A 20668-nucleotide genomic window follows, 5' to 3' on the forward strand; every position below is an offset into this window, starting at 1 on the left:
GCAAATCTGTTCGTTGTCATCTTACAATTTTATTCTTGAAGCCCTATTCTATGCAGCTTCATATTAAATTGGTATTAAAGGTAAAACAAGGATGACTAACGGGACTTAGACAAAAACTGAAGCCATTTTGCCTTCAAACCCTGATAGAGAAATACTTTTAGCTTGAATGGGTTTTAACCTAGTTATACCAAGGGTTTCAGACATTTTTATGTGATCGATTTCTTTCCATTTCCTAGAGAGGGTTTCAGCTTTTAAAGGGGCTGGAAAATGTTTAAGTCCCACTAAAAAGCTGGCTGTGTAAGTCTTCTTTCTTATTCCTTCTTTCTTCTACTTAAAGATCGCGATCGCGACACTGTATAATCCTGTATAATCCTGTGAAGGCTATTTTGAGCCACCAGGGTCATTCAACAAAACTTCATATTTTCCCTTATGTTAGACGCTAAAACTCTATTTTAAGAAACCTACTATCTGGCTAAAAACCCAGAGGTAGCAGCCGCTCTAGCCAAAGGGAACTTCCAAAACGGATTTGAACACTTCACCCAATTCGGTCAATTTGAGGGTCGCAACCCTAGCGCCCTATTCGATACTAATTATTATCTCCTAAATAACCCTGAGGTTGCCACCGCTGTCAACAGCAAAGCTACCACAGCAATACAACACTTCATTAATTTTGGAGAATCAGAAGGCCGCAATCCTAGCCCCTTCTATAACAAAAGCTATTATCTAGGGAAAAATCTCGATGTTGCTGCGGCTGTCGATCGCGATGAAATTACTGGCATTGGTCACTTCCTCCAATTTGGTGAATCGGAAAACCGCAGTCCTAGCCCTTTGTATAACGATAGCTATTATCTGGCAAAAAACCCCGGTATTACGGGCGCTGTTGAACGGGACGAACTCACTGGCATTGAACACTTTATCAAGTTTGGCGCTGCTGAAGGGCGAGATGTCACCCCATTTATTAAGTCTGGTGACTCAACCTTGCCAAATGGCGTTGCTTCTGGAGATACCACCCAAACTTCAACTGTTTTGTGGACTCGCAGCACAGTTCTGGGTAATGTTGTGTTTGAATACTCCACAGATCCAAACTTCACTAACAGTCTCGGCACTCTCACAGATACCGTCACCGATGTTACCGTACCGGTGAAAGCCGAACTGACGAATTTAAAGCCTGGTACTCAATATTTTTATCGAGTGCGTGATGACGCTGGCACTTCAGCAGTTGGGCAATTCCGCACTGCTGCTGAGTTGGGAAATCGCCAAGGTTTACGATTTGGGGTAGCAGGCGACTGGCAAGGTCAACTTACTCCTTTCCCGGCGATCGCAAATGCGCCGGAACGCAACCTCGATTTTTTTGTTCGCCTCGGCGACAGCGCTTATGTAGACGATCTATCGCCGGATTTGCCGGGAGTCAGACAACCTAAAACTTTTGAAGAGTTTAGCACCAAGCACAATGAAGTCTACGGTCAACGTTATGGCGTCAATACCTGGGCTGATTTGCAGGCTTCTACTAGCATCTATGCTAGCTGGGATGACCACGAACTCACGAATGATTTTGCCGGGGGTGCAGCACCTACTGAGTCACCGCAAAAAGAAGGAATTTTTGGGACGGGGGGAGGCTTTGTCAATGATACGCCTGTATTTGACACAGGTTTACAAGCATTTCAAGCCTACAATCCCGTGCGAAATGATTTTTATGGCAATACGGGCGACTCTCGCACTGCTAATGAGCAGAAACTTTATCGTTACAATACCTTCGGCAGTGATGCAGCTACATTTGTGTTAGACTTGCGCTCTTTCCGAGATAATTCTTTGAAAAGTATCCCAGAAACTTCCGACCAAGCTACTGTTAATAAGTTTCTCAATGATGCCTTTACGCCCAATCGCACGCTGTTAGGGGCAGCGCAACTTCAAGACTTGAAAAATGACTTACTGAAAGCTCAACAAAATGGCATAACTTGGAAGTTTATTATGTCAAGCGATCCGATACAAAATTTTGGTATTCCGGTTGCAGGCGATCGCTGGGAAGGTTATGCTGCTGAACGAACAGATTTGCTGCGTTTCATCAAAGAAAATAACATCAAAAATGTGGTTTTTGCGACCGGAGATTTTCACGGATATGTCGTGAATAATGTCACCTATCAAGAAGCCGCAGGTCAGCCGCAAATCCCTACGGATGTTATTGATGTAATGACCAGTCCTGTTGCTATTCAGTTGAACATCGGCCAAGGGCCGTTTGCCGCCCCCTTTGGCCCCGCAACAGTTGCTTTTACGCCCACCGCCTTGCTGCCACAATCGGAAAAAGATCGCTATAATTCATTGCCGACAAGGGAAGAAAAAGATGCCTTTGTCCGCAATATTCTGGATACTCGGACAGCGCCGCTAGGATATGATCCAGTTGGTTTGGAAGGTTCTGGGATTGACGCTAGACTGATTCAGGGAGAGTATTTAGGAGTGCATACGTACGGCTGGAATGAGTTTGAAATTGCTCCTGAGAGTCAGCAGTTGCGGGTAATAACTTATGGTATTGAACCTTACACGCAGTCGCAACTTGATGCTAATCCCAGTGCGATTATTAATCGAAAGCCGTTTATTGTCAGTGAGTTTGTTGTTAATCCTAAGTGATTAAATCGACTTCTTGCAAAAATATCTAGGCGATTGAAATCGCGGTGACACAAACTAAGTCCGCTTAGGCGGACTTTCAAATGATAATTATGGTGATTTGTATCATAATTTTGTACCTCTAATTTTCGGAACTGTAAAGTTTTATGGTTGAGCTTGTGGTTCCCACTTACAGATAGACTCTGGTTTGAGAGGGCAAGTTTTGGGAGCGATGGGATTTCCGCTGAGGTAGAGTTCAGTCAGTTTAGTGAAAGATGCTAGCGGTTTGATGTCGCCGATTTGATTGTTTTCGAGTGAGAGTAAAGTCAGCTTAGTCAAGGATGCTAGCGGTTTGATATCAACGATTTGATTGTTGTTGAGCCAGAGAATCTCCAGTTTAGTCAAGAATACTAGCGGTTTAAGGTTAGCGATCTCATTCTTGTTAAGTGATAACCCTTCCAGGTTAGTCAAGGATGCTAGCGGTGTGATATCACCGATTTGATTCGAGCTGAGGTTAATCAATTCCAGGTTAGTCAAGGATGCTAGGGATTTGATGTCACTAATCTGATTGCTGCTGAGATCGAAATGAGTCAGTTTAATCAAAGATGCTAGCGGTTTGATGTCACTAATTTGATTGTTGCTGAGATCGATCCCAGCCAGGTTAGTCAAAGATGCTAGTGGCTTGATGTCGTCAATCTGATTGCTGCGGAGGAAAAGCCCTTTCAGGTTAGTCAAGGATGCTAGCGGTTTGATGTCATCGATCTGATTTTCGATGAGGACGATTTCAGTCAGGTTAGTCAAGGATGCTAGCGGTTTGATGTCGCGGATCTGATTGTTCCCGATGTTGAGCAAAGTCAGGTTAACCAAGGATGCTAGCGGTTTGATGTCGCTGATTTGATTCTTGTCGAGGTTGAGCAAAGTCAGGTTAGTCAAGGATGCTAGCGGTTTGATGTCGCTGATAGAACAGTCGATGAGCCGGAGAACCTTCAGGTTAGTTAAGGATGCTAGCGGTTTGATGTCGCTGATTCCTTGCTTCGTAAAGCTAATTCCTGTGATACTAGAAAGTTGGCGATCGCCCTCATCGCACTCAGTAGTTCCTGCTATTTTTAACAGCATATCAACAGTATGTTTAGCTTCTGGACTCAAAGAATCTTTTTCGCGACACCATTCAGCAAATGTTTTGTTTCCCGATCGCACTTCTGCTGCTTTCGCCGACACTCCATTTCCAGATAATGCTAGAAGCACACAACAAGTAAGTGCGATCGACCTTGGTAGATTGATATATTTCTGTGCCACTATAAGTGTCATAATCTTGTACCTCTAATTGAGATTTAAAGCCATCTTGCACAAACAAAACCAATAATTATTCAGTCCTTTTCAAAGGACTTAAGCTTTGAGGCAGGGGTTTAAACCCCTGCCGGACTGAAGGAAAGAGGGCAATATCATGTCCGTGCAAAATAGCTATTAAAAACTCTCTGCACCTCACTCAGGCAACTTATACTGCCCCACAATCCGCTTAGCATATTCCGGCACATGAGCCTCTAATTTCTCCGGGTAATTCCGCTTCACGTACAGATAATTGCGAGTGAAATGAGAATCAATTGAAAACCGAGCATATTCCAAACCCTTCGGTCCAATTCTCTCAATAAAAACTCCCATTAACTTCGCCGCCCACATCGGCAAAGTCACCCCTTTTTCATAAGCCGGAATGCTTTGCTGAACCGCTTCTTTTCGGTTTCCCTTCGACATCACCGGCTGAGTATTTAACTGATCCTTTACCAAATCTAACATTTCTTGCCCGGTGTCATTTCGCACTACAATCCACTGCCAACCAAAAGGTGCGCCCATGTAGCCCACAACTAAATCTGCTAAAGAATTGACATAATCAAAACAGCTCAAACAAGAAGGAGCAAAAACATCTTTCAATTCCTTAGTATTCAAGCCAAAAAACGGCACTTTTTCTTCCGAACCGTCTTCGTGTTTGAAGTGAACGTTAAAGTCTTGCATAAACTCATAAGATACAACTGTTTCGGGAGAACGGCTAGTCGTGTCTAGGAATTTCTGCAAGCCTGCACGGCTGACATTATCCACGCAGGGAGTTCCCAAAACGTAGAGCTTTTCTAAACCGAGTTTTTTCTCGACTGTTCGCAAGGCTTGAATTTGACAGCCGACGCCAATTACTAACAGCCGCTTCATCCCAGATTGTTCGATTTGTTCTAATACTGAAAGATTGGGAGAGAGAGTTGGTTTGTTGACTTTTGCTGCCAAAATTTCGGCGCGATTCCTCGCAATAATCGGCATCGGTTGAAAGCGGTCTTCCTTAGTATTTTGGACGCAAACAACGCCTTCTACAATTCCTTTTTCGAGCATTTCAATCGCAATTGTGCTGACGATTCCCGTCCATTGAGCACCCTCAATCGGCTCTTTTTTCCGAGCAGCCATCATATTTTGACTGACTCCGAAATACCAATCGTCGGGATTGTCGAGATTGCGCGATCGCCCGTGAATCTCTTCTTCTAATTCCGCGATGTGCTGTGTTAAAAAAGCACAAGATTCCTTGACATAATGGATGTAATATGTATCGCACAAACCGCACTCGCTGCAAAGTTCTTTAGCGGGGCGGCGGCTACCCGGTTTGAGGGCTTTGGATTTTTGGTGTTTAGTAGAATCTGTTGCGGTCATCTAAATTGCTAATTTTATCGAGATATGGCTTTTGTTAGGATATCACAGCAATTTCCGTTGATTTACCTCCTTTATTCTTTCTTTCAGTCCCCGCAGGCGGACGCAAGCTTGTGCCGCAGCAAATTCGGTTCGCCCGAAATAGGCGGTTTTCAAAGCTTAAAAAATATTAGTCAGGACTTACCTAGGTTGCGCTAGAAACCCGGTTTCTTCCTGAATACCTCGCTGTCAAACCTAAAATTTAGGGTAAAAACCGGGTTTCTTTGTGTAGTTTTGGTAAAAAAATTTGGTTTTAGAGCAGCGCAGTGCGTCCAGGAGTGTTGGTGTAAGTCCTATTAGTATCAATCCGGATCTAGCGGGCGATCGCACGAATACATTGCCAAATAAAGCTATAAAAAAATGGTAAAAATATTTGTGACAACAGCCCTCGCTGGCATCATGATGAATCTCGCAATTTCGAGCTTAGGATTTGCTGCTTTAGTTCGTCCTGTTCCCGCTATGAATCAAACTGTTGCGACTCTAGAAAGAATGCTCAGTGCGACACAAAAGCCGGCGGCGCTGAACTATTCGCGGCTGGGGATTGGCGGCGTTCGGTTGGGGATGGCTGTAGAAGAGGCAAAACGTAAGTTGGGAAAACCGCAACGCGACGAAACTAAAGCTGCTGGGTCTGGCATCGGCGGCAAGATTCGCACGCTAACCTACTCAGGATTGACGGTAGCAGCATGGGATGGCAAAGTTTATTTAGTTTCTACTACCAATCCCAAGTTTCTGACAATTGATGGTGTGAAGCTAGGAGATAACAGCCAAAAAGTTGTGAAAACTTACGGTTACGGGTCGCAATCTGTGCAGGGTGAAGTGACTCGCTTGACTTACAGCAATGACCAAAAGGCTTCTAATTTGATTGTGGAAATTAAGGGCGATCGCGTGCAAAAGATTATTGTGAGCACGCAGCTAAACTGAAATATTAGACAAGAGTACAAAAGTCCCGGTTCATAAGTTTGTAGTAAGGATTTTAGCCCTTATTTATAAGGTTTTTTAGCTATTCGGTGAGTTGACAGGAGGGCTTTTTCCTAATGTGCGATCGCCCCAGTCTCCTTAATCCTCTTCATCATCATCCGACAATTTTGTCATTTCCTCAGCAATTAGTGTCTGAAAATCCTCTCCGCAGTGAACGTTCAGATGAATTGCAGCACTCAGGAACTCTGCTAGAATTTCAGCTTTTTGTCGATCGCTCAAATCAGGTAACTGAAGCTGAGCGATTAAAGTAATCACATTTTGACACTCAGTACCCAATTCATCAATTAACGTTCTCAGTGTAGAATTAGTTACAGAAATTGTCCGATCGCTAACTTCCATCTTTATTTACCCAATCGTTTTAAAGCTTGCTGAATTCCTTTCTCAAAAGCTCGAATTTCACCTTCCCAATGCCGGATTAAGCCTTCATCGGGAAAATCCTTATCATATTCCAGTCTAATCTTTTCTTCATGTTCTGCAATCCGCTTGTTCAACGAACGAAGAGCTTTTTTGTGATTTTTATTCCCCATAGAGTCTCACACCCCTAAAAAAAAGTAGAGGTGCGATTGATCGCATCTCTACAAAAATTATAAATAAGGTGCACATTGTGCACCCTACCAATTAGCTGTTCTGGGGAACAGGAGCACTCGGTGCTCCAGAAAAAGTCGGCGCTGGTACAGAATTACTCGGTGCACCAGTCTTAGCCCGCTTTTTGATCAAGATTGGCTTGACGCTGTTTTCTGCACCAATCGGGGGATCTTCTTGTTGAGCGTAATCCGCGCCCATCCAAGCAGGACGGCTTTGATCGAAAGCCATTTGCAAAGCAGCAGCGGCGATCGCGTGGGAGTCGTACTCCTCGGATAACTGAGATACCAGAGGCAAGAAAGATGCCATCCGTTCGCCAGCCAAAGCTTCGCGAACTTTACCCTGCATCTTTTCCAACTGACGAGCTTCAATTTGCGCCCGTGTCGGAATGTTTCGCACCGTCAAGCTCGATCGCACGTGGCGTTCAATCAAGCGCAGTTTGCGGCGATCGACCGGTTGAATCAGCGTAATCGCCGTTCCTTCGCGACCAGCCCGGCCCGTGCGTCCGATCCGGTGAACGTAGCTTTCCACACTGTCGGGCAAATCGTAGTTAATTACGTGAGTCAAGTGATCCACGTCCAAACCCCGCGCCGCAATATCAGTCGCCACTACCCAGCGCACCTGACATTGGCGGAACCGATGCAGCAAGCGTTCCCGCTGTGCCTGATTCAAATTACCGTGATACTCATCAACGCTGTGACCTGCTGCTTGCAGTTGGCTGGTGAGTTCTGCCGCCGACTGCCGAGTCCGCACAAAAATCAGTGCAGATTCCGGGTCTTCCATTTCTAAAATTGGCTGTAGGGCTCTTGCCTTCGACCAGCCACGGGGAATCATGTACACGCCTTGGCTGATGCGCTTTGGCGTTGCTTTTGGCTGTTCTACGGTGACGTTGACTGGGTTACGCAAATGCCGCGCCACCAATTTCCGAATGGAAGCTTCCATCGTCGCCGAGAAAAATGCCGTTTGACGTTCTTTTGGTGCAGCATCCAAGATTTTTTCCACATCTTGGATAAAGCCCATGCTCAGCATTTCGTCAGCTTCATCCAAAACCAGCCACTTTACCTTGTCTAGTTTCAGGCTGCCACGGCTGAGCATATCCAATATGCGTCCGGGTGTACCGACAACGACGTGCACGCCGCGCTTCAAACGCTGCATTTGACGATCGATCGATTGACCGCCGTACACTGTCAGAACTTGCAGAGAGCGACCCACTTTTACCGGGCCGTCGTTGCTGATGCCGCTCAAATCACGGATGGCTTCAGTTACTTGCATCGCCAGTTCGCGAGTCGGCGTCAGCACCAGTGCTTGCACCGCAGTTACATCTAAATCAATCCGCTCCAAGATGGGCAACGAGAATGCTGCCGTTTTGCCTGTCCCTGTTTGGGCTTGACCCACAACGTCGCGACCTGCTAGCAAGTGCGGAATTGCTTGTACTTGGATGGGAGTAGGTTCTGTAAAGCCTAGTGTTTCCAGATGGAGAACGAGTTCTTCCGAAAGACCTAAGCCTTCAAACAATAAATTCATTAATGCTCCTAATAACGAGTCTTAGCCTTCTAAGTTGCCCAACTCGGATGCGGATTTCTGCTCTAGGGCAGGAACTCATAAGAGTTCTTTATGGTGCTGCGCCTGCGCGCACCTTCTTAAATAGCAATCGAGTATAGGGCAGCTCCGTCGATGGTGACTAAATTTACCAATTCGACAGCCGTCTTTGATTTTGTGACATCACCGATACCAACCGCCAGGGGTCGGGTTATAGGCTTCCAACATTCTTAAAACAGGACATTGGACTTCCTTTAAGGTACTTGCAAGCTTTCCCTCTAGGGCATTTTATAGTGAGGATCATGACCAGCCCCACTTAACTACATAGTAGTAACAGGTTGTTTGGTTCAGGCGCTATCCCGCAATCCGTCGCCTGCGGGATTGAGCGGGGGATGGGGCGACCGTTACCGCCTATCCATCTCAACACTCTTTCGGGATACCGTTGTGGTGTAGGGCGGACGGCGAAGCAATCTCAAATTATCCCCGCTTATTTCTGGCTTGTTATCATCATAACTCTTTACATTCAGAAACAAAACATTAAATTCGTTAAAATTTTCCGATGTTCTGTAGAGATTACCGCACCCCGACGGGGAGGGTCGATTGCCAGATAGGGGCTAAAAAAGTTTAGAACCCCTTTGCTACATATCTTTGCACAATTATGTACTAACCGTTACTTTTGTTGCACAATCCGCTAATCATTTTTGGCTCGTGTCCGGTTTTTGTTCGCCGCACCGTCTCAGGCAACAGTTCCAGCAATACTTACACTTGACCGTAGAGGTCGTAGACATCTGCACCAGTAATTTTCACAGATACGATTGAACCCAGCCGCGCTTCTCCTGTGACATAGACGAGTCCATCTACTTCTGGGGAAAACCGAGCGGATCTACCAATCAACTCGCCTGTCTCTGGTTGTTCTTGTTCTATCAGGACATCAACTACCTGACCGACAGACTCTTGATTCTTCTTCAATGATATAGGTTGTTGTGCCGCCATTACCGAATTGCGCCGCATTTCCATTATTTCTGCAGGTATTTGCTGGGGCAAGCTGAAGGCTGGGGTTCCTTCTTCTGGCGAAAATACAAAAACTCCTACGTGATCAAATTCATGGCGCTTGACAAATTCCAGCAAGTGTGCTGCGTGTTCGTCAGTTTCGCCGGGGAAGCCGACAATAAAAGTTGTTCGCATCACAGCCCCGGGAAGTGCTGCTTTGAGCCGATCGACTATGGCATCATTGATCCCAGCTTGAAAAGGCCGATTCATCGCCCGCAGAATTTCCGGGTGCGAGTGTTGCAGGGGTAAATCCAAATACGGCAAAACATTGGGTGTTTCGCGGATGGCTGCCACAACTTGCGGAGTCAAACCTGTAGGATAGGCGTAGTGCATCCGAATCCAAGGTACATCTACTTCACCCAAAGCCCGAAGCAGTTCGGCTAGTTTCGGTTCGCCATAAATATCTTTCCCGTAGTTGGTGGTAATTTGAGAAATTAAGATAATTTCCTTTACCCCTTCGGAGGCTAATTGCTTAGCTTCGGCGACGATAGATTCGATCGTGCGCGATCGTTGATTTCCGCGCAAGTGCGGGATAATGCAAAATGCACAGCGATAGTCGCAGCCTTCTGCTATTCGCAGATACGCGACACCTTCCGATGTGGTGCGGTAGCGGGGAGTAGTTTCGTCAGCGATGTAAGTAGGTTCTGAGGAGACGAGGGAAACTCGATCGCCCTTTTCTACCTGCTGCATAACATTGACGATTTTATGATAGTCGCCAGTGCCGACAATTGCGACTGCTTCGGGCAATTCGTCCAGCAATTCCTGCTGAAAATGCTGTGCCATGCAGCCGGTGATGACTACTTTTTTATTAGCTTCTGCCAATTCTACCAAGGTGCGGACTGACTCTTCTCGCGCAGCTTGGATAAAACTACAAGTATTGACTACAACATAATCGGCTAATTCTTCATTAGAATCCACTTGATAGCCCGCTTGAGCCAGCAAGCCAATCATGTGTTCGGTATCGATGCGATTTTTTTCGCAGCCGAGGTGAGTAAATGCGATCGTTGGCTTCGTTGCCATGCAGTAATAGTTAGTGTTGCGCTATTTCTAAGAACATTTTATGATATCACACTCATTGCCAATTAGCAAGATATTGGTCTAATTGGTCGATCGGCCCCGACACGTAGAACTTTTGTCTTGGGGCGGGCAGGATCACCACCCCACAATAGTTTTAAGATTTTTTGAAATACAAAACTTGAAGTTTTTTAGCTAAAAAATAGTCTTAGAAACCGGGTTTCTTCCGAGATTTCTCGTAACTTGTCGCAAAACTCGTAGAAACCCGGTTTCTCGATCCCCACGAGTCAGCCCTGAAACTACACTCTGTGGAAATTATCTGCGTTTATCTGCGTTATCTGCCTTACATCTGCGGTTGACCTATCCATCAAAGATTTATGCAATAAGGCCCAACTTACGAGGGGATTTGATCCGATGATACATCAGGGGCGATCGCCAGATTTGCTTCGCCCGAAAGCACTTGAGCAGCAGATCCACTAGCTAAGTGACCGTAAGAGTGTGTTCCCAAACCCTTAACTTGGCGCATCAAAGTGCCCATTTCCAAAGCACTCATCGCATAATTCCAGCCCAAATTGCTTTTAATTCCAGCCCTTTCCAAAGCTTGCTGCATCGTGTCAGTCGTCACCACCCCAAAAATCACCGGCACCCCTGTCTGAAAAGCAGCAGCAGCAATTCCCTTAGCAACCTCACCAGCCACAAAATCGAAATGAGGAGTTTGGCCCCGAATTACCGCCCCCAGACAAATTACCGCATCGTAGCGGTGAGAAAGAGCAGCTTGGCGCGCCACCAAAGGAATCTCAAAACTTCCGGGAACCCAAAAAAAGTCCACCTGAGAGCCATGAGGATTAATATCAACCCCGTGGCGTTTCAAACAATCTTGACATCCCTCCAAAAGTTTGTTAACCACCAAATCGTTAAAACGACCGATGACAATAGCAAACCGCAAAGATTCAGTGTGAGTAAAAGTTCCCTCGAAAACAGTCATAGTGCTCTACTTTAGATTTTAGGTTTTAGATTTTAGATTTTTGTTTTTGAGAAGGCAAAAGTCAGAAAGCAGGAGCATCTCATCTGAATCTCAAGTGCAAAAACATACAGGGTCGCGCGGTCTGGAAAATTCCTAGCTTCTGCCGAATGCCTTTCAATCGCTGGTGAATGCCTTCATCCTTCTATCTTTTACCTTCTTGATTCGATAAACTTGGGTGAAATTAAACGACTAAAAAGTTCAATACACCCACTGCAATAACCAGCAAAAACCAGAGACCAGACCCGGCATAAATTAGGGATTTAGACTGATTCCAGTTTTGGGGAGAGGCATAAGCAACTGGCACGCCAACGACCATCACAAAAGACAGCAGTACCAGACCCAGTAAAACCACTTGAAACAGAATTGATAACATCTTTTCTCCTTTCGATATAACCGTGCGTTGATCCGAAATAGTTTCCCAGAACCGAAAAAAATCTTCCAAATTCTAGTTTTTGACAGTTTCCCGATAGTCGATCGAGAGATTGTCGGTTGATTGATACGAAAGAACCCGTGCAAATTCGGGCGTTGCGCGAACAGGCGTCAGCGGCTCTTGAGATTTCGATCAATTTTATCATTGTTCGCTACATGACAGAAAACTGGAAAGGTTAAGTTAAAGCCCGATCGACACATCCGGTTTCAGAGGGCGAGAAATTGCTACTGTTTGAGTTAGAGATGCGGGATTTTCGGCTATGGACTTAGTTTTGTGCCACACAACAGCAGATTTTGACGCCTTGGGGGCGGCGGTGGGACTTTGCGTGCTGCGCCCCGGTAGCAGGATCGTATTGACGGGCGGGTGTCATCCGACAGTGCGGGATTTTTTGGCGCTACACCGCGACGAGTACCCACTGATTGAACGCCGATCGGTCAATCCGCAACGAATTCGATCGATTACTATAGTTGATGCCTCGCAGCGCGATCGTTTGGGAAAAGCCGCCGAGTGGCTGGATTTGCCACAAGTGAGCGAAATTGCTGTTTTCGACCATCACCTACAGGCCGATTTAGACATTCCCGCTACTGTTACGCAGATCGAAGCAGTCGGAGCCAGCACAACATTAATTGTTGAAAAGCTCAAAAATCAAGCAGAAAACAGCGACACACCATTCCGCCTTCTGCCTTCGGAAGCAACAGTAATGGCCCTCGGCATCCACGTCGATACAGGTTCCCTCACCTTTGAGGGCGCAACTGCGCGAGATGCAAGAGCTTTGGCGTGGTTGATGGAACAGGGAGCGAGTTTGGGGGTAATCGCTGAATATGTAGAACCCGGTTTGTCTCCTCAATTGCAAGATTTGCTGAGAGAAGCGCTGAATAATTTGCGATCGGAAACTTTGCACGGTTACAGCCTAGCCTGGGTGCTGCTATCTACTGAATCCTACGTTCCGGGGCTTTCTTCCCTGGCTTCTCGCTTGCTCGATTTAACTGAAACCGATGCTCTGCTGTTAGGTAATGTTTATAAATTTGGCGAAAACGAAAACAACCGCAACATCGCTCCAGAATCGCCAGTTTCCAATCGATTAACTATTATCGGTCGATCGCGAATCGAAGGAACAAACCTCAGCGAATTGTTCAAACCCCTCGGCGGCGGAGGCCACGCCCGCGCCGCTTCCCTCGCCACCCGCGATGTTGACCCCCTGCTGACTTTAAATCAGTTAGCTGACGAACTCAAAACTCAAATTCCCCACCCTCCCACAGCCCGCGAATTAATGTCGTCTCCAGTGCGGAGTATTCGCCCGGAAACTTCGGTGGGGGAAGCTCACCGTATCCTCCTACGTTACGGACATTCGGGGCTTTCTGTGGTCGATGCGGGCGATCGACTGGCTGGCATTATCTCGCGGCGCGACATTGACATTGCCCTGCACCACGGTTTCAGTCACGCCCCGGTGAAGGGTTACATGACTCCGCAGCTAAAAACGATCGCCCCAGATACCTTGCTGCCGGAAATTGAATCTTTAATGGTCACATACGATATCGGCCGCTTGCCAGTTTTGGAAAACGGCCAACTGGTGGGAATTGTTACTCGGACTGACGTGTTGCGGGAATTGCACCAGCAAAAAGCGCGAGACAGGGGAAGCAATGCAGAATTGTCTTATTGTGCCGTACCCGAATCGGTTGAGCAGTTGTTGCGATCGCGCATCAGTCCCGAATTATGGCAATTATTGTCGATCGCGGCCAATATTGCCCAAGAGCGCGGCTGGCAACTTTATATTGTGGGTGGAGCAGTCCGCGATTTACTCTTAGCCACGGATGATACAGTGGCGCTAACAGATATTGATTTGGTTGTGGATGGAAAGTGCGGTTCCGACGATTCCGGTGCTGGTGTCGAGTTGGCTGCATCGCTGCAAAAACTTTACCCCGACTCGCGTTTGGACGTTCACGGTCAATTTCAAACCGCCGCACTTTTGTGGCACAAAGACTCTGCTTTCGGCTCGCTGTGGGTGGATATCGCTACGGCTCGCACTGAATTTTACCCTTATCCGGCTGCAAATCCTGAAGTGGAAGCAAGTTCAATTCGCCAAGATTTGTACCGCAGGGATTTTACAATTAATGCGCTGGCTGTGCGGTTGGGTGTTCCTCGCAGCGGCGAATTGTTAGATTTTTTTTGCGGTTTGCTGGACTTGGAATCGAAGCAAATTCGAGTTTTGCACGCCAACAGTTTTATCGAAGATCCGACGCGAATTTATCGCGCTGTGCGGTTTGCGGTGCGGTTGGGGTTTGAAATTGAGCCGCAGACGGAAGGATACATCCGCAACGCTTTGGCCAGCGGGATTTATTACCGAATTCAGGGGGAAAACGGCCGAGCTCCGGCTTTGGAAACTCGACTCAAAAGCGAATTGAAATACATTTTGCAAGCCCCCTACTGGAAAGTTGCTTTGCAGATGCTGGGAGATTTGCAGGCTTTGCGCTGCATTCATCCTAGTTTGGAGTTGGATCGGGAGTTGTGGCGACAACTGCGTTTGCTCGATCGGTGTTTGAATGGAAGAAGGAAGGAAGGTTCGGCAACGAGCAATGTACGGGATGTAACGGATGTAAAGGAGGTCAGGAAGAAGGAGGAGGGAAGAGGGAAAAAGAAAGAAGGAAGAGGGAAGAAGGAACAAACTATCCCCAATTCCCAATTCCCAATTCCCAATTCCCAATTCCCAATTCCCGATGCCCAATTCCCCATTCCCAATTCCCCATTCCCAATTATCAATATTGCCGATTGGCAGATGCGGCTGGAAGTTTTGATAGCTTATTTAGCACCGGAATATCGCGGCAAGGTGGCTGCAAATCTTCAGTTACCCGCTGACAGCATTAAGCGGCTGGAAGTCTTGGAAGCCGGAAAGAACCAGTTAGCAGAGAATTTGCCTAAGTGCGAGTTGCCGAGTCAATTGGTGCTGCTGTTGAGAAATTATGAGTTGCCGGTGTTAATTGCGATCGCCCTACAAAGTCCACGAAGTGCACGCCGCCAAATCTGGGAATATCTCACCAAATGGGCGAATGTTGAGCCGCCTTTAAATGGCAACGATTTGAAGGCTTTGGGTTATAAGCCGGGGCCTGGGTTTAAACGAATGTTGGATGATTTATTGGCGGCGAGGTTGGATGGCTATTTGGGCGATCGGGCTGCTGCTATCTCTTTCTTAGCACAACGTTATCCTCAAGCTTAGTAAGCTGCGTCAGCAGCGCGTTATTTTTTCTCTACTTGATTAGCTAATTGCTGACGCACTCTACTGAATTTTTAGTTTTCAATCCCAAACAGGCTAACTAGGCGATCGCACATTATTGATATTTTTTCTAGATATAATTAAGGTGAAGAAACATCACGCTCCTGCTTTAATGGCAATTGTCCTTTACAAAACATTTGTGGGTTCCCTCTTGGCAGTAACTTCGATTGCTTCGCTTTTTCCCTTAAAAAATCATCAACTCTTAGAAAATATTTCGCAATCTTATTTGTTAGAAACCAAACTAAAAGTTATTGAATTTATCTTAGAAAAACTTCTAATTCTAAACCCTCAAAAATTATTTTTGGGCGGACTTTCCGCAGCACTTTATGCAACTTTAACTGCTGTTGAAGCCGTTGGTTTGTGGTACGAAAAAGACTGGGCAACAATCTTAGTTTTAGTGCTGGTAAGCATCAGTATACCCCCTGAAATATATGAATTAGTTCACGGGGTCACGGTACTTAAGTTAGCGGTATTTATCACAAATGTAGCCATCTTATGGTATTTGCTCCACTATTTGCCGAAGCATGGTAAAGGAGCTTAAAGTTTTGATTATTCAGAGGAAACTCACTTGATTTTATAAATGTCAGCATTTTCGATTTTAATTTCATAAAACGGCTTATAAGTCAAATAAAAACCTCAATCTTTACAAAAATTTTGTGATTGTAAAGATTCGATAAAGCTACGAGGGGTTATACCCCCTATGACTTATACTGACATATATATAGATGCACCCTGATGGCTTTCCCGTTCCACAAGAGCGGGATTTTTATTGGAAAAATATTGTATTAAGTTTTAAGACTGCTGGTAGAGATAGAATTGGTGGACAATTTCAATAAAACGATCGCCAGATGCAAAAATAGCACGGCTAAAGCAAAAACGATGGTTCGGAGCGATCGAACCTTACCCCTAACTCGGCGAAATAACCCAAAGACGTTAGCATATTGTGGGAAACGGCATCAATGGAAGATCAACTTAGCGTTCACAACAGCGCTGCAACAGGGCGAAGACACCATAATTAATAGTTGATTGTGCTCTAATTTTTGAAGTTTTATGGATTAAGAAGATTTCACTCATGATGTTAGGTCAATTTTCTGGAATCCCCAACTGGATGATGCTTAGTTACACAAACTTTTAAGTTTTTTTACTGAATCTTGTCTCCGATAATCAACCCTCTTTGTCACTTAAGCAGTGTATTTGCCAGTTGGGGGTAACGAATGTGAGTTATAAAAAAAATAAAAACCCGGTTTCTTCTTAAAGAAATCGGGTTGTTGAAATCGATGGTGAAGCGCGATTTGCTGTCTAAACTATTCGGAAAATAAAAGGGTAGCGGTAAGGTTGGTTGGGATTTTGCAAAACCTGGAGGATAGCCATTATTGTCAGTCCCCAGTGCAGCAGATAACCTAGGGGCACTAAGATAAAACCAGCAAGACCGAAAGTGACGACAGTTAACACCACAATCACGGTGCTGTACAGCCATACATTAAGGTGAAAATTGATGGCTTCTGTGGCGTTTTCTTTGACAACGGGGTCATCTGATACTAACAATACAGCGATCGGCGCTCCAATCGAGAACAGTAACGTACTGAAAAAAATCGCCCCGTGGCACACCAGTGATAGCAGCTTCCGCTTGTCGGAGTCGTACATATTAGTTTTCTTCCTTGACTTTAGTGATAATTTTACCTTTAATAGCAACTGTAGCACAGGCTATAATGGCGATCGGGTGATGATTCCCCTACCTAATTTGTGATGACAACAGAACTCGAAACTGAACTGCTAACTGCTGTTGAGCGCCGGCGCAACTTTGCTATTATCTCGCACCCCGACGCGGGTAAAACTACTTTGACAGAAAAGCTGCTGCTGTACGGAGGTGCAATTCACGAAGCAGGTTCTGTGAAAGCGCGGCGGGCCCAGCGACACGCTACCTCTGACTGGATGGCGATGGAACAGCAGCGGGGAATTTCTATTACTTCTACTGTTTTGCAGTTTGAGTATAAAAAATATCACATTAATCTGCTCGATACTCCGGGACACCAAGATTTTAGCGAAGATACTTATCGAACTCTGGCGGCGGCTGACAATGCGGTGATGCTTGAGGATGCTGCTAAGGGTTTGGAACCGCAAACTCGGAAGTTATTTGAAGTTTGTAAGCTGCGAAGTTTGCCTATTTTTACTTTCTTTAATAAGCTCGATCGCCCAAGCAGAGATCCTTTGGATTTGTTGGACGAAATTGAGAAGGAATTGGGGTTGCAGACTTATCCGGTAAATTGGCCGATAGGTACGGGCGATCGCTTTAAAGGTGTTTTCGATCGCAGAGGGCGCAAAATTCACTTATTCGAGCGGACTAAACACGGTTCTCAGGCTGCTGTTGATACTGTCATCGAATTGGGCGATCCGCGCATTGAAGATTTGTTGGAACAAGACCTTTACTATCAGCTCAAAGAAGAGTTAGAACTGCTGGATGAGTTAGGAACTGAACTCGATTTAGACTTGGTTCGGGCTGGCAAAATGACGCCTGTTTTCTTTGGCAGCGCGATGAGCAATTTTGGGGTAGAACTGTTTTTAGATGCGTTTTTAGATTACGCTATGAAGCCGATCGCCCGCAAGAGCAGCGCCGGAGACTTGCCGCCAACTTATGAAGATTTTACCGGGTTTGTGTTTAAATTGCAAGCGAATATGGACCCGAGACACCGCGATCGGGTGGCTTTTATTCGGGTTTGTACGGGCAAGTTTGAAAAGGACATGAACGTGACTCACGCTCGCAGCGGTAAAACGGTGCGTTTGTCAAGACCTCAAAAGTTATTTGCTCAGGATCGGGAGTCGATCGAAGTTGCGTATCCGGGCGATGTGATCGGTTTGAACAATCCGGGGGTTTTTGCGATCGGCGATACTATTTACACAGGTCAAAAACTGGAATATGAAGGGATTCCCTGTTTTTCTCCCGAACTTTTTGCTTTTTTGAGAAATCCCAATCCTTCTAAGTTTAAGCAGTTCCGCAAAGGCGTTTCGGAGTTACAGGAAGAAGGCGCAGTGCAAATTATGTACTCGGTTGATGAGGCGAAACGAGAGCCAATTTTGGCTGCTGTGGGACAGTTGCAATTTGAAGTTGTGCAGTTCAGAATGCAGTCGGAATATAATGTGGAAACGACGATCGATATGTTGCCTTACAGTGTAGCTCGTTGGGTTGACGGCGGTTGGGATGCGCTGGAAAAAGTTGGGCGGCTGTTTAATACGGTGACGGTGAAAGATACTTGGGGAAGGCCGGTTTTGCTGTTTAGAAATGAGTGGAATTGTCGGCAGGTGGAAGGGGAACATCCTGTGTTGAAGTTAAATGCGATCGCCCCTGTGGTTTCTGGTTTGGCTGTTAGCGAGGAGTAGGGCTTACGCATGGGGCCCAGAAACCGGGTTTTTTTACGAGAAGACGCATTACACACCGTAAATTCGGTAAAAAACCCGGTTTATTTGTCGGAGTGCGTCACTCCTGTTAATCTTCTTCCTAATTCTTCCTTCGTGTCCTTCGCGTCTTCGCGGTTCAATCATTTTAAGTATTTATCCACCAAGCGCTCTTCTAACATGACTGCAACTTCCGCATCTGTTGGAGGTGTCATATCAGTTTTTCCCAGCCCTCTGAGTCGCTTGGCCGAACCTTTGCGATCGCCCAATCTGAGTTTAACTTCAGTATCAGTTTTCTCCATAAATGCTTTCTCGGCTAATAGCTTCATCTGAAAGAGTGGGGAGATTTAGGGTACGATGACTGTTAATCCATTCCAGAAATGCTATTGACCATTCTGTGGGGTAGCGGTTTCGCGAAATGGACGTTGTTGAGATTTTATTGGCCGTTTTATTATGGCACTTCTTGAATTAATTTTTAATATTATAACTCTTCTCAATTACCTGCACCACAATAAAATCAGAAGCCCGATCGCCACATCTCTCCAAGTAACTGGTTTCCAGCCGCTGACGCTGGTAAGGAGTCAATCTAAAATCCAAAATCGATTGACGGCGGCCCCCATCTGCGGCTACGCTTTGAAGTGAGAGGTTGCTTGCTTGTAGAGGAGGCAGCCCGCGTCGCCCAAAAATCTAGTTGCACTGCCCAAAGCTGTTGGTAGCAGCAATGGACAGCTCACCGCCAAACTGGAATCAGCAGTCTGGAGGCTAACGGAGTATCTTAACATCCTCTGTAGCCGCCCTGCTATGTCTTGAAATGCGGGGCGGCTGGGTTTTTGGGTTTTTCTAGAAAACCCAAAACCAGGAGAACATATTATGTCACAGGAATTCGTGCCTGACGACAACAAATTCGATCGCCCAAATGACGACTCAGCAGCAGTATGCGAACAGGAAGTGGTGCTGTTAACGGTTGTCGGTTCGCCCAAAGGTGTCCGGGAAACCATACTCACTTTGTACCGCTTGGGATTTGCAGAAGTCGGCGATTGGAGTCCCGTACAGCGTGCGGCGAATCCGAAGCAGGTGATGAGCGTGCTGATCCGTCGGAAGCGGGCTGATGGTACATCGCCGAGACAATCTGGGCGGTAAGCTGCAAGGTTAAATAGCTAAATTCGAGGGCGGGCTTTTAACGCTCTGTCCCTGAGTCCGGCAGGCAGGGGTTGAAACCCCTGCCTCAAAGCTAAAGTCCTCTGAAGAGGACTGAAGAATTCATTAGTCCTCTTTAGAGGACTTTTGCTATTAGCCAGGGAATTCATTCCCTGGCGGGCTTTCGGTTTAAGGCAGGGAATGAATGCCGCGTTTTTACTCGTTGCGATCGAGCTAACTGCTGACAGTATTGTCACCCAAATTATCGAGAAATTCTTGCAGCGCATCGCGGCCACTGCGAACAGAATCGTCATTAGGAGCAATAGCTAAAGATCGATTCAACATTTCCAGTGCCTCTTGCCAATTCTTGAGTGCTTCCTGTTCCTCAGATAATTTTGCCTGTAACATACCCAGTCTTAGCAGCGCCTTCCCTTTGTTGTTGAGAGCAGCGATATCATCGGGTGCAATAAGTAAAGCAGAATTACAGGCTGAGATCGCCTCTGAGTAAGAGTGTTTTGCATCCTCAAATTCACTTAGCCCTGCTTGCAAATCACCCAGACTTTGCAGCGCAATCGCCTTGTTGTTGAGAGTAGCGATAGAATCCGGTGCAATAAGTAAAGCAGAATTACAGGCTGCGATCGCATCATAGTAAGACTGTTTTGCTGCCTCAAATTCACTTAGCCCTGCTTGCAACTCACCCAAACTTTGCAGCGCCTTCCCTTTGTTGTTGAGAGCAGCGATAGAATCCGGTGCAATAAGTAAAGCAGAATTACAGGCTGCGATCGCATCATAGTAAGACTGTTTTGCATCATCCTCAAATTCCCTTAGCCCTGCTTGCAAATTACCCAGACTTTGCAGTGCATTCCCTTTGTTGTTGAGAGCACCGATATAATCCGGTGCAATAAGTAAAGCAGAATTAAAGGCTGCGATCGCATCATAG

At 46.1% G+C, this 20668-nt stretch carries 17 protein-coding genes and 1 pseudogene; 7 read left to right on the top strand and 11 right to left on the bottom strand.

The features are described from left to right. Positions 1-828: 828 nt before the first annotated feature. Positions 829-2622: an alkaline phosphatase D family protein gene (locus tag QUA42_RS25870; protein WP_333141327.1), complete on the top strand. Its 1794-nt coding sequence runs from the start codon at positions 829-831 to the stop codon at positions 2620-2622. Positions 2623-2763: 141 nt separating this feature from the next. Here QUA42_RS25870 and QUA42_RS25875 read toward each other — a convergent pair whose 3' ends face one another. Both QUA42_RS25875 and QUA42_RS25880 read right to left on the bottom strand, forming a co-directional pair. Beyond that, the gene (locus QUA42_RS25875) at positions 2764-3906 is read right to left on the bottom strand and encodes a leucine-rich repeat protein (RefSeq protein ID WP_333141329.1); all 1143 of its coding nucleotides are present in this window, start codon (positions 3904-3906) and stop codon (positions 2764-2766) included. Positions 3907-4080: 174 nt separating this feature from the next. Beyond that, positions 4081-5280: a Coenzyme F420 hydrogenase/dehydrogenase, beta subunit C-terminal domain gene (locus tag QUA42_RS25880; RefSeq protein WP_333141331.1), complete on the bottom strand. Its 1200-nt coding sequence runs from the start codon at positions 5278-5280 to the stop codon at positions 4081-4083. A 396-nt stretch (positions 5281-5676) separates the two neighbouring features. Here QUA42_RS25880 and QUA42_RS25885 point away from each other — a divergent pair, with 396 nt between their 5' ends. After that, positions 5677-6237 carry a hypothetical protein gene (locus tag QUA42_RS25885; protein WP_333141333.1) on the top strand — a complete coding sequence of 187 codons (561 nt, stop codon included), beginning with the start codon at positions 5677-5679 and terminating at the stop codon, positions 6235-6237. 135 nt (positions 6238-6372) lie between these two features. Here the strand turns inward: QUA42_RS25885 and QUA42_RS25890 are convergent, their stop codons facing one another. The 6 genes from QUA42_RS25890 to psbZ all read right to left on the bottom strand — a co-directional run bounded on the left by QUA42_RS25890 (position 6373) and on the right by psbZ (position 11876). Further along, the gene (locus QUA42_RS25890; protein ID WP_333141335.1) at positions 6373-6633 is read right to left on the bottom strand and encodes a hypothetical protein; all 261 of its coding nucleotides are present in this window, start codon (positions 6631-6633) and stop codon (positions 6373-6375) included. A gap of 2 nt (positions 6634-6635) precedes the next feature. Further along, positions 6636-6821, bottom strand: coding sequence for a hypothetical protein (locus QUA42_RS25895; protein ID WP_333141337.1), 186 nt, complete (start codon positions 6819-6821; stop codon positions 6636-6638). Positions 6822-6912: 91 nt separating this feature from the next. Further along, a complete protein-coding gene (locus tag QUA42_RS25900) occupies positions 6913-8400 on the bottom strand; it encodes a DEAD/DEAH box helicase (RefSeq protein ID WP_333141338.1) in 1488 nt (495 codons plus the stop codon). Positions 8401-9174: 774 nt separating this feature from the next. Then, positions 9175-10485 (bottom strand): 30S ribosomal protein S12 methylthiotransferase RimO, encoded by a 1311-nt coding sequence (rimO, locus tag QUA42_RS25905; RefSeq protein ID WP_333059616.1) that lies wholly within the window; start codon positions 10483-10485, stop codon positions 9175-9177. A 388-nt stretch (positions 10486-10873) separates the two neighbouring features. Continuing rightward, positions 10874-11464, bottom strand: a complete 591-nt coding sequence (gene ribH, locus QUA42_RS25910; RefSeq protein ID WP_333094553.1) for a 6,7-dimethyl-8-ribityllumazine synthase — start codon at positions 11462-11464, stop codon at positions 10874-10876. Positions 11465-11684: 220 nt separating this feature from the next. Continuing rightward, positions 11685-11876, bottom strand: a complete 192-nt coding sequence (gene psbZ, locus QUA42_RS25915; RefSeq protein ID WP_015177377.1) for a photosystem II reaction center protein PsbZ — start codon at positions 11874-11876, stop codon at positions 11685-11687. 316 nt (positions 11877-12192) lie between these two features. On the opposite strand from psbZ, the gene QUA42_RS25920 reads away from it, so the two are divergent. Then, positions 12193-15144 (top strand): CBS domain-containing protein, encoded by a 2952-nt coding sequence (locus QUA42_RS25920; protein WP_333141340.1) that lies wholly within the window; start codon positions 12193-12195, stop codon positions 15142-15144. A 142-nt stretch (positions 15145-15286) separates the two neighbouring features. Then, positions 15287-15742 (top strand): DUF2127 domain-containing protein, encoded by a 456-nt coding sequence (locus QUA42_RS25925; RefSeq protein ID WP_333141342.1) that lies wholly within the window; start codon positions 15287-15289, stop codon positions 15740-15742. A 758-nt stretch (positions 15743-16500) separates the two neighbouring features. Here the strand turns inward: QUA42_RS25925 and QUA42_RS25930 are convergent. Continuing rightward, positions 16501-16845: a DUF4870 domain-containing protein gene (locus tag QUA42_RS25930; protein ID WP_333141344.1), complete on the bottom strand. Its 345-nt coding sequence runs from the start codon at positions 16843-16845 to the stop codon at positions 16501-16503. A 102-nt stretch (positions 16846-16947) separates the two neighbouring features. On the opposite strand from QUA42_RS25930, the gene prfC reads away from it, so the two are divergent. Continuing rightward, positions 16948-18576 carry a peptide chain release factor 3 gene (prfC, locus tag QUA42_RS25935; protein WP_333141346.1) on the top strand — a complete coding sequence of 543 codons (1629 nt, stop codon included), beginning with the start codon at positions 16948-16950 and terminating at the stop codon, positions 18574-18576. Positions 18577-18734: 158 nt separating this feature from the next. On the opposite strand, the gene QUA42_RS25940 is transcribed toward prfC, so the two are convergent. After that, positions 18735-18920, bottom strand: coding sequence for a hypothetical protein (locus tag QUA42_RS25940; RefSeq protein ID WP_333141348.1), 186 nt, complete (start codon positions 18918-18920; stop codon positions 18735-18737). 124 nt (positions 18921-19044) lie between these two features. Here QUA42_RS25940 and QUA42_RS25945 point away from each other — a divergent pair, with 124 nt between their 5' ends. Next, positions 19045-19233, top strand: a complete 189-nt coding sequence (locus tag QUA42_RS25945) for a hypothetical protein (protein ID WP_333141350.1) — start codon at positions 19045-19047, stop codon at positions 19231-19233. 228 nt (positions 19234-19461) lie between these two features. Next, entirely contained in the window at positions 19462-19731 is a 270-nt protein-coding gene (locus QUA42_RS25950; RefSeq protein WP_333141351.1) for a hypothetical protein, read from the top strand. A gap of 231 nt (positions 19732-19962) precedes the next feature. On the opposite strand, the pseudogene QUA42_RS25955 reads toward QUA42_RS25950, so the two are convergent. Further along, positions 19963-20668: pseudogene (locus QUA42_RS25955) on the bottom strand (hypothetical protein); the annotation flags it as partial.

The organism is Microcoleus sp. Pol11C2, from assembly GCF_036701505.1.
Taxonomy (GTDB): Bacteria; Cyanobacteriota; Cyanobacteriia; order Cyanobacteriales; family Microcoleaceae; genus Microcoleus.

Coding starts and splice junctions, on each gene's coding strand:
- prfC (WP_333141346.1), top strand. CDS start 16,948: ATGACAACAGAACTCGAAACTGAACTGCTAACTGCTGTTGAGCGCCGG.
- QUA42_RS25895 (WP_333141337.1), bottom strand. CDS start 6,821: ATGGGGAATAAAAATCACAAAAAAGCTCTTCGTTCGTTGAACAAGCGG.
- QUA42_RS25875 (WP_333141329.1), bottom strand. CDS start 3,906: ATGACACTTATAGTGGCACAGAAATATATCAATCTACCAAGGTCGATC.
- ribH (WP_333094553.1), bottom strand. CDS start 11,464: ATGACTGTTTTCGAGGGAACTTTTACTCACACTGAATCTTTGCGGTTT.
- QUA42_RS25900 (WP_333141338.1), bottom strand. CDS start 8,400: ATGAATTTATTGTTTGAAGGCTTAGGTCTTTCGGAAGAACTCGTTCTC.
- rimO (WP_333059616.1), bottom strand. CDS start 10,485: ATGGCAACGAAGCCAACGATCGCATTTACTCACCTCGGCTGCGAAAAA.
- QUA42_RS25920 (WP_333141340.1), top strand. CDS start 12,193: ATGGACTTAGTTTTGTGCCACACAACAGCAGATTTTGACGCCTTGGGG.
- QUA42_RS25880 (WP_333141331.1), bottom strand. CDS start 5,280: ATGACCGCAACAGATTCTACTAAACACCAAAAATCCAAAGCCCTCAAA.
- QUA42_RS25890 (WP_333141335.1), bottom strand. CDS start 6,633: ATGGAAGTTAGCGATCGGACAATTTCTGTAACTAATTCTACACTGAGA.
- QUA42_RS25940 (WP_333141348.1), bottom strand. CDS start 18,920: ATGAAGCTATTAGCCGAGAAAGCATTTATGGAGAAAACTGATACTGAA.
- QUA42_RS25950 (WP_333141351.1), top strand. CDS start 19,462: ATGTCACAGGAATTCGTGCCTGACGACAACAAATTCGATCGCCCAAAT.
- QUA42_RS25930 (WP_333141344.1), bottom strand. CDS start 16,845: ATGTACGACTCCGACAAGCGGAAGCTGCTATCACTGGTGTGCCACGGG.
- QUA42_RS25885 (WP_333141333.1), top strand. CDS start 5,677: ATGGTAAAAATATTTGTGACAACAGCCCTCGCTGGCATCATGATGAAT.
- psbZ (WP_015177377.1), bottom strand. CDS start 11,876: ATGTTATCAATTCTGTTTCAAGTGGTTTTACTGGGTCTGGTACTGCTG.
- QUA42_RS25945 (WP_333141350.1), top strand. CDS start 19,045: ATGGCACTTCTTGAATTAATTTTTAATATTATAACTCTTCTCAATTAC.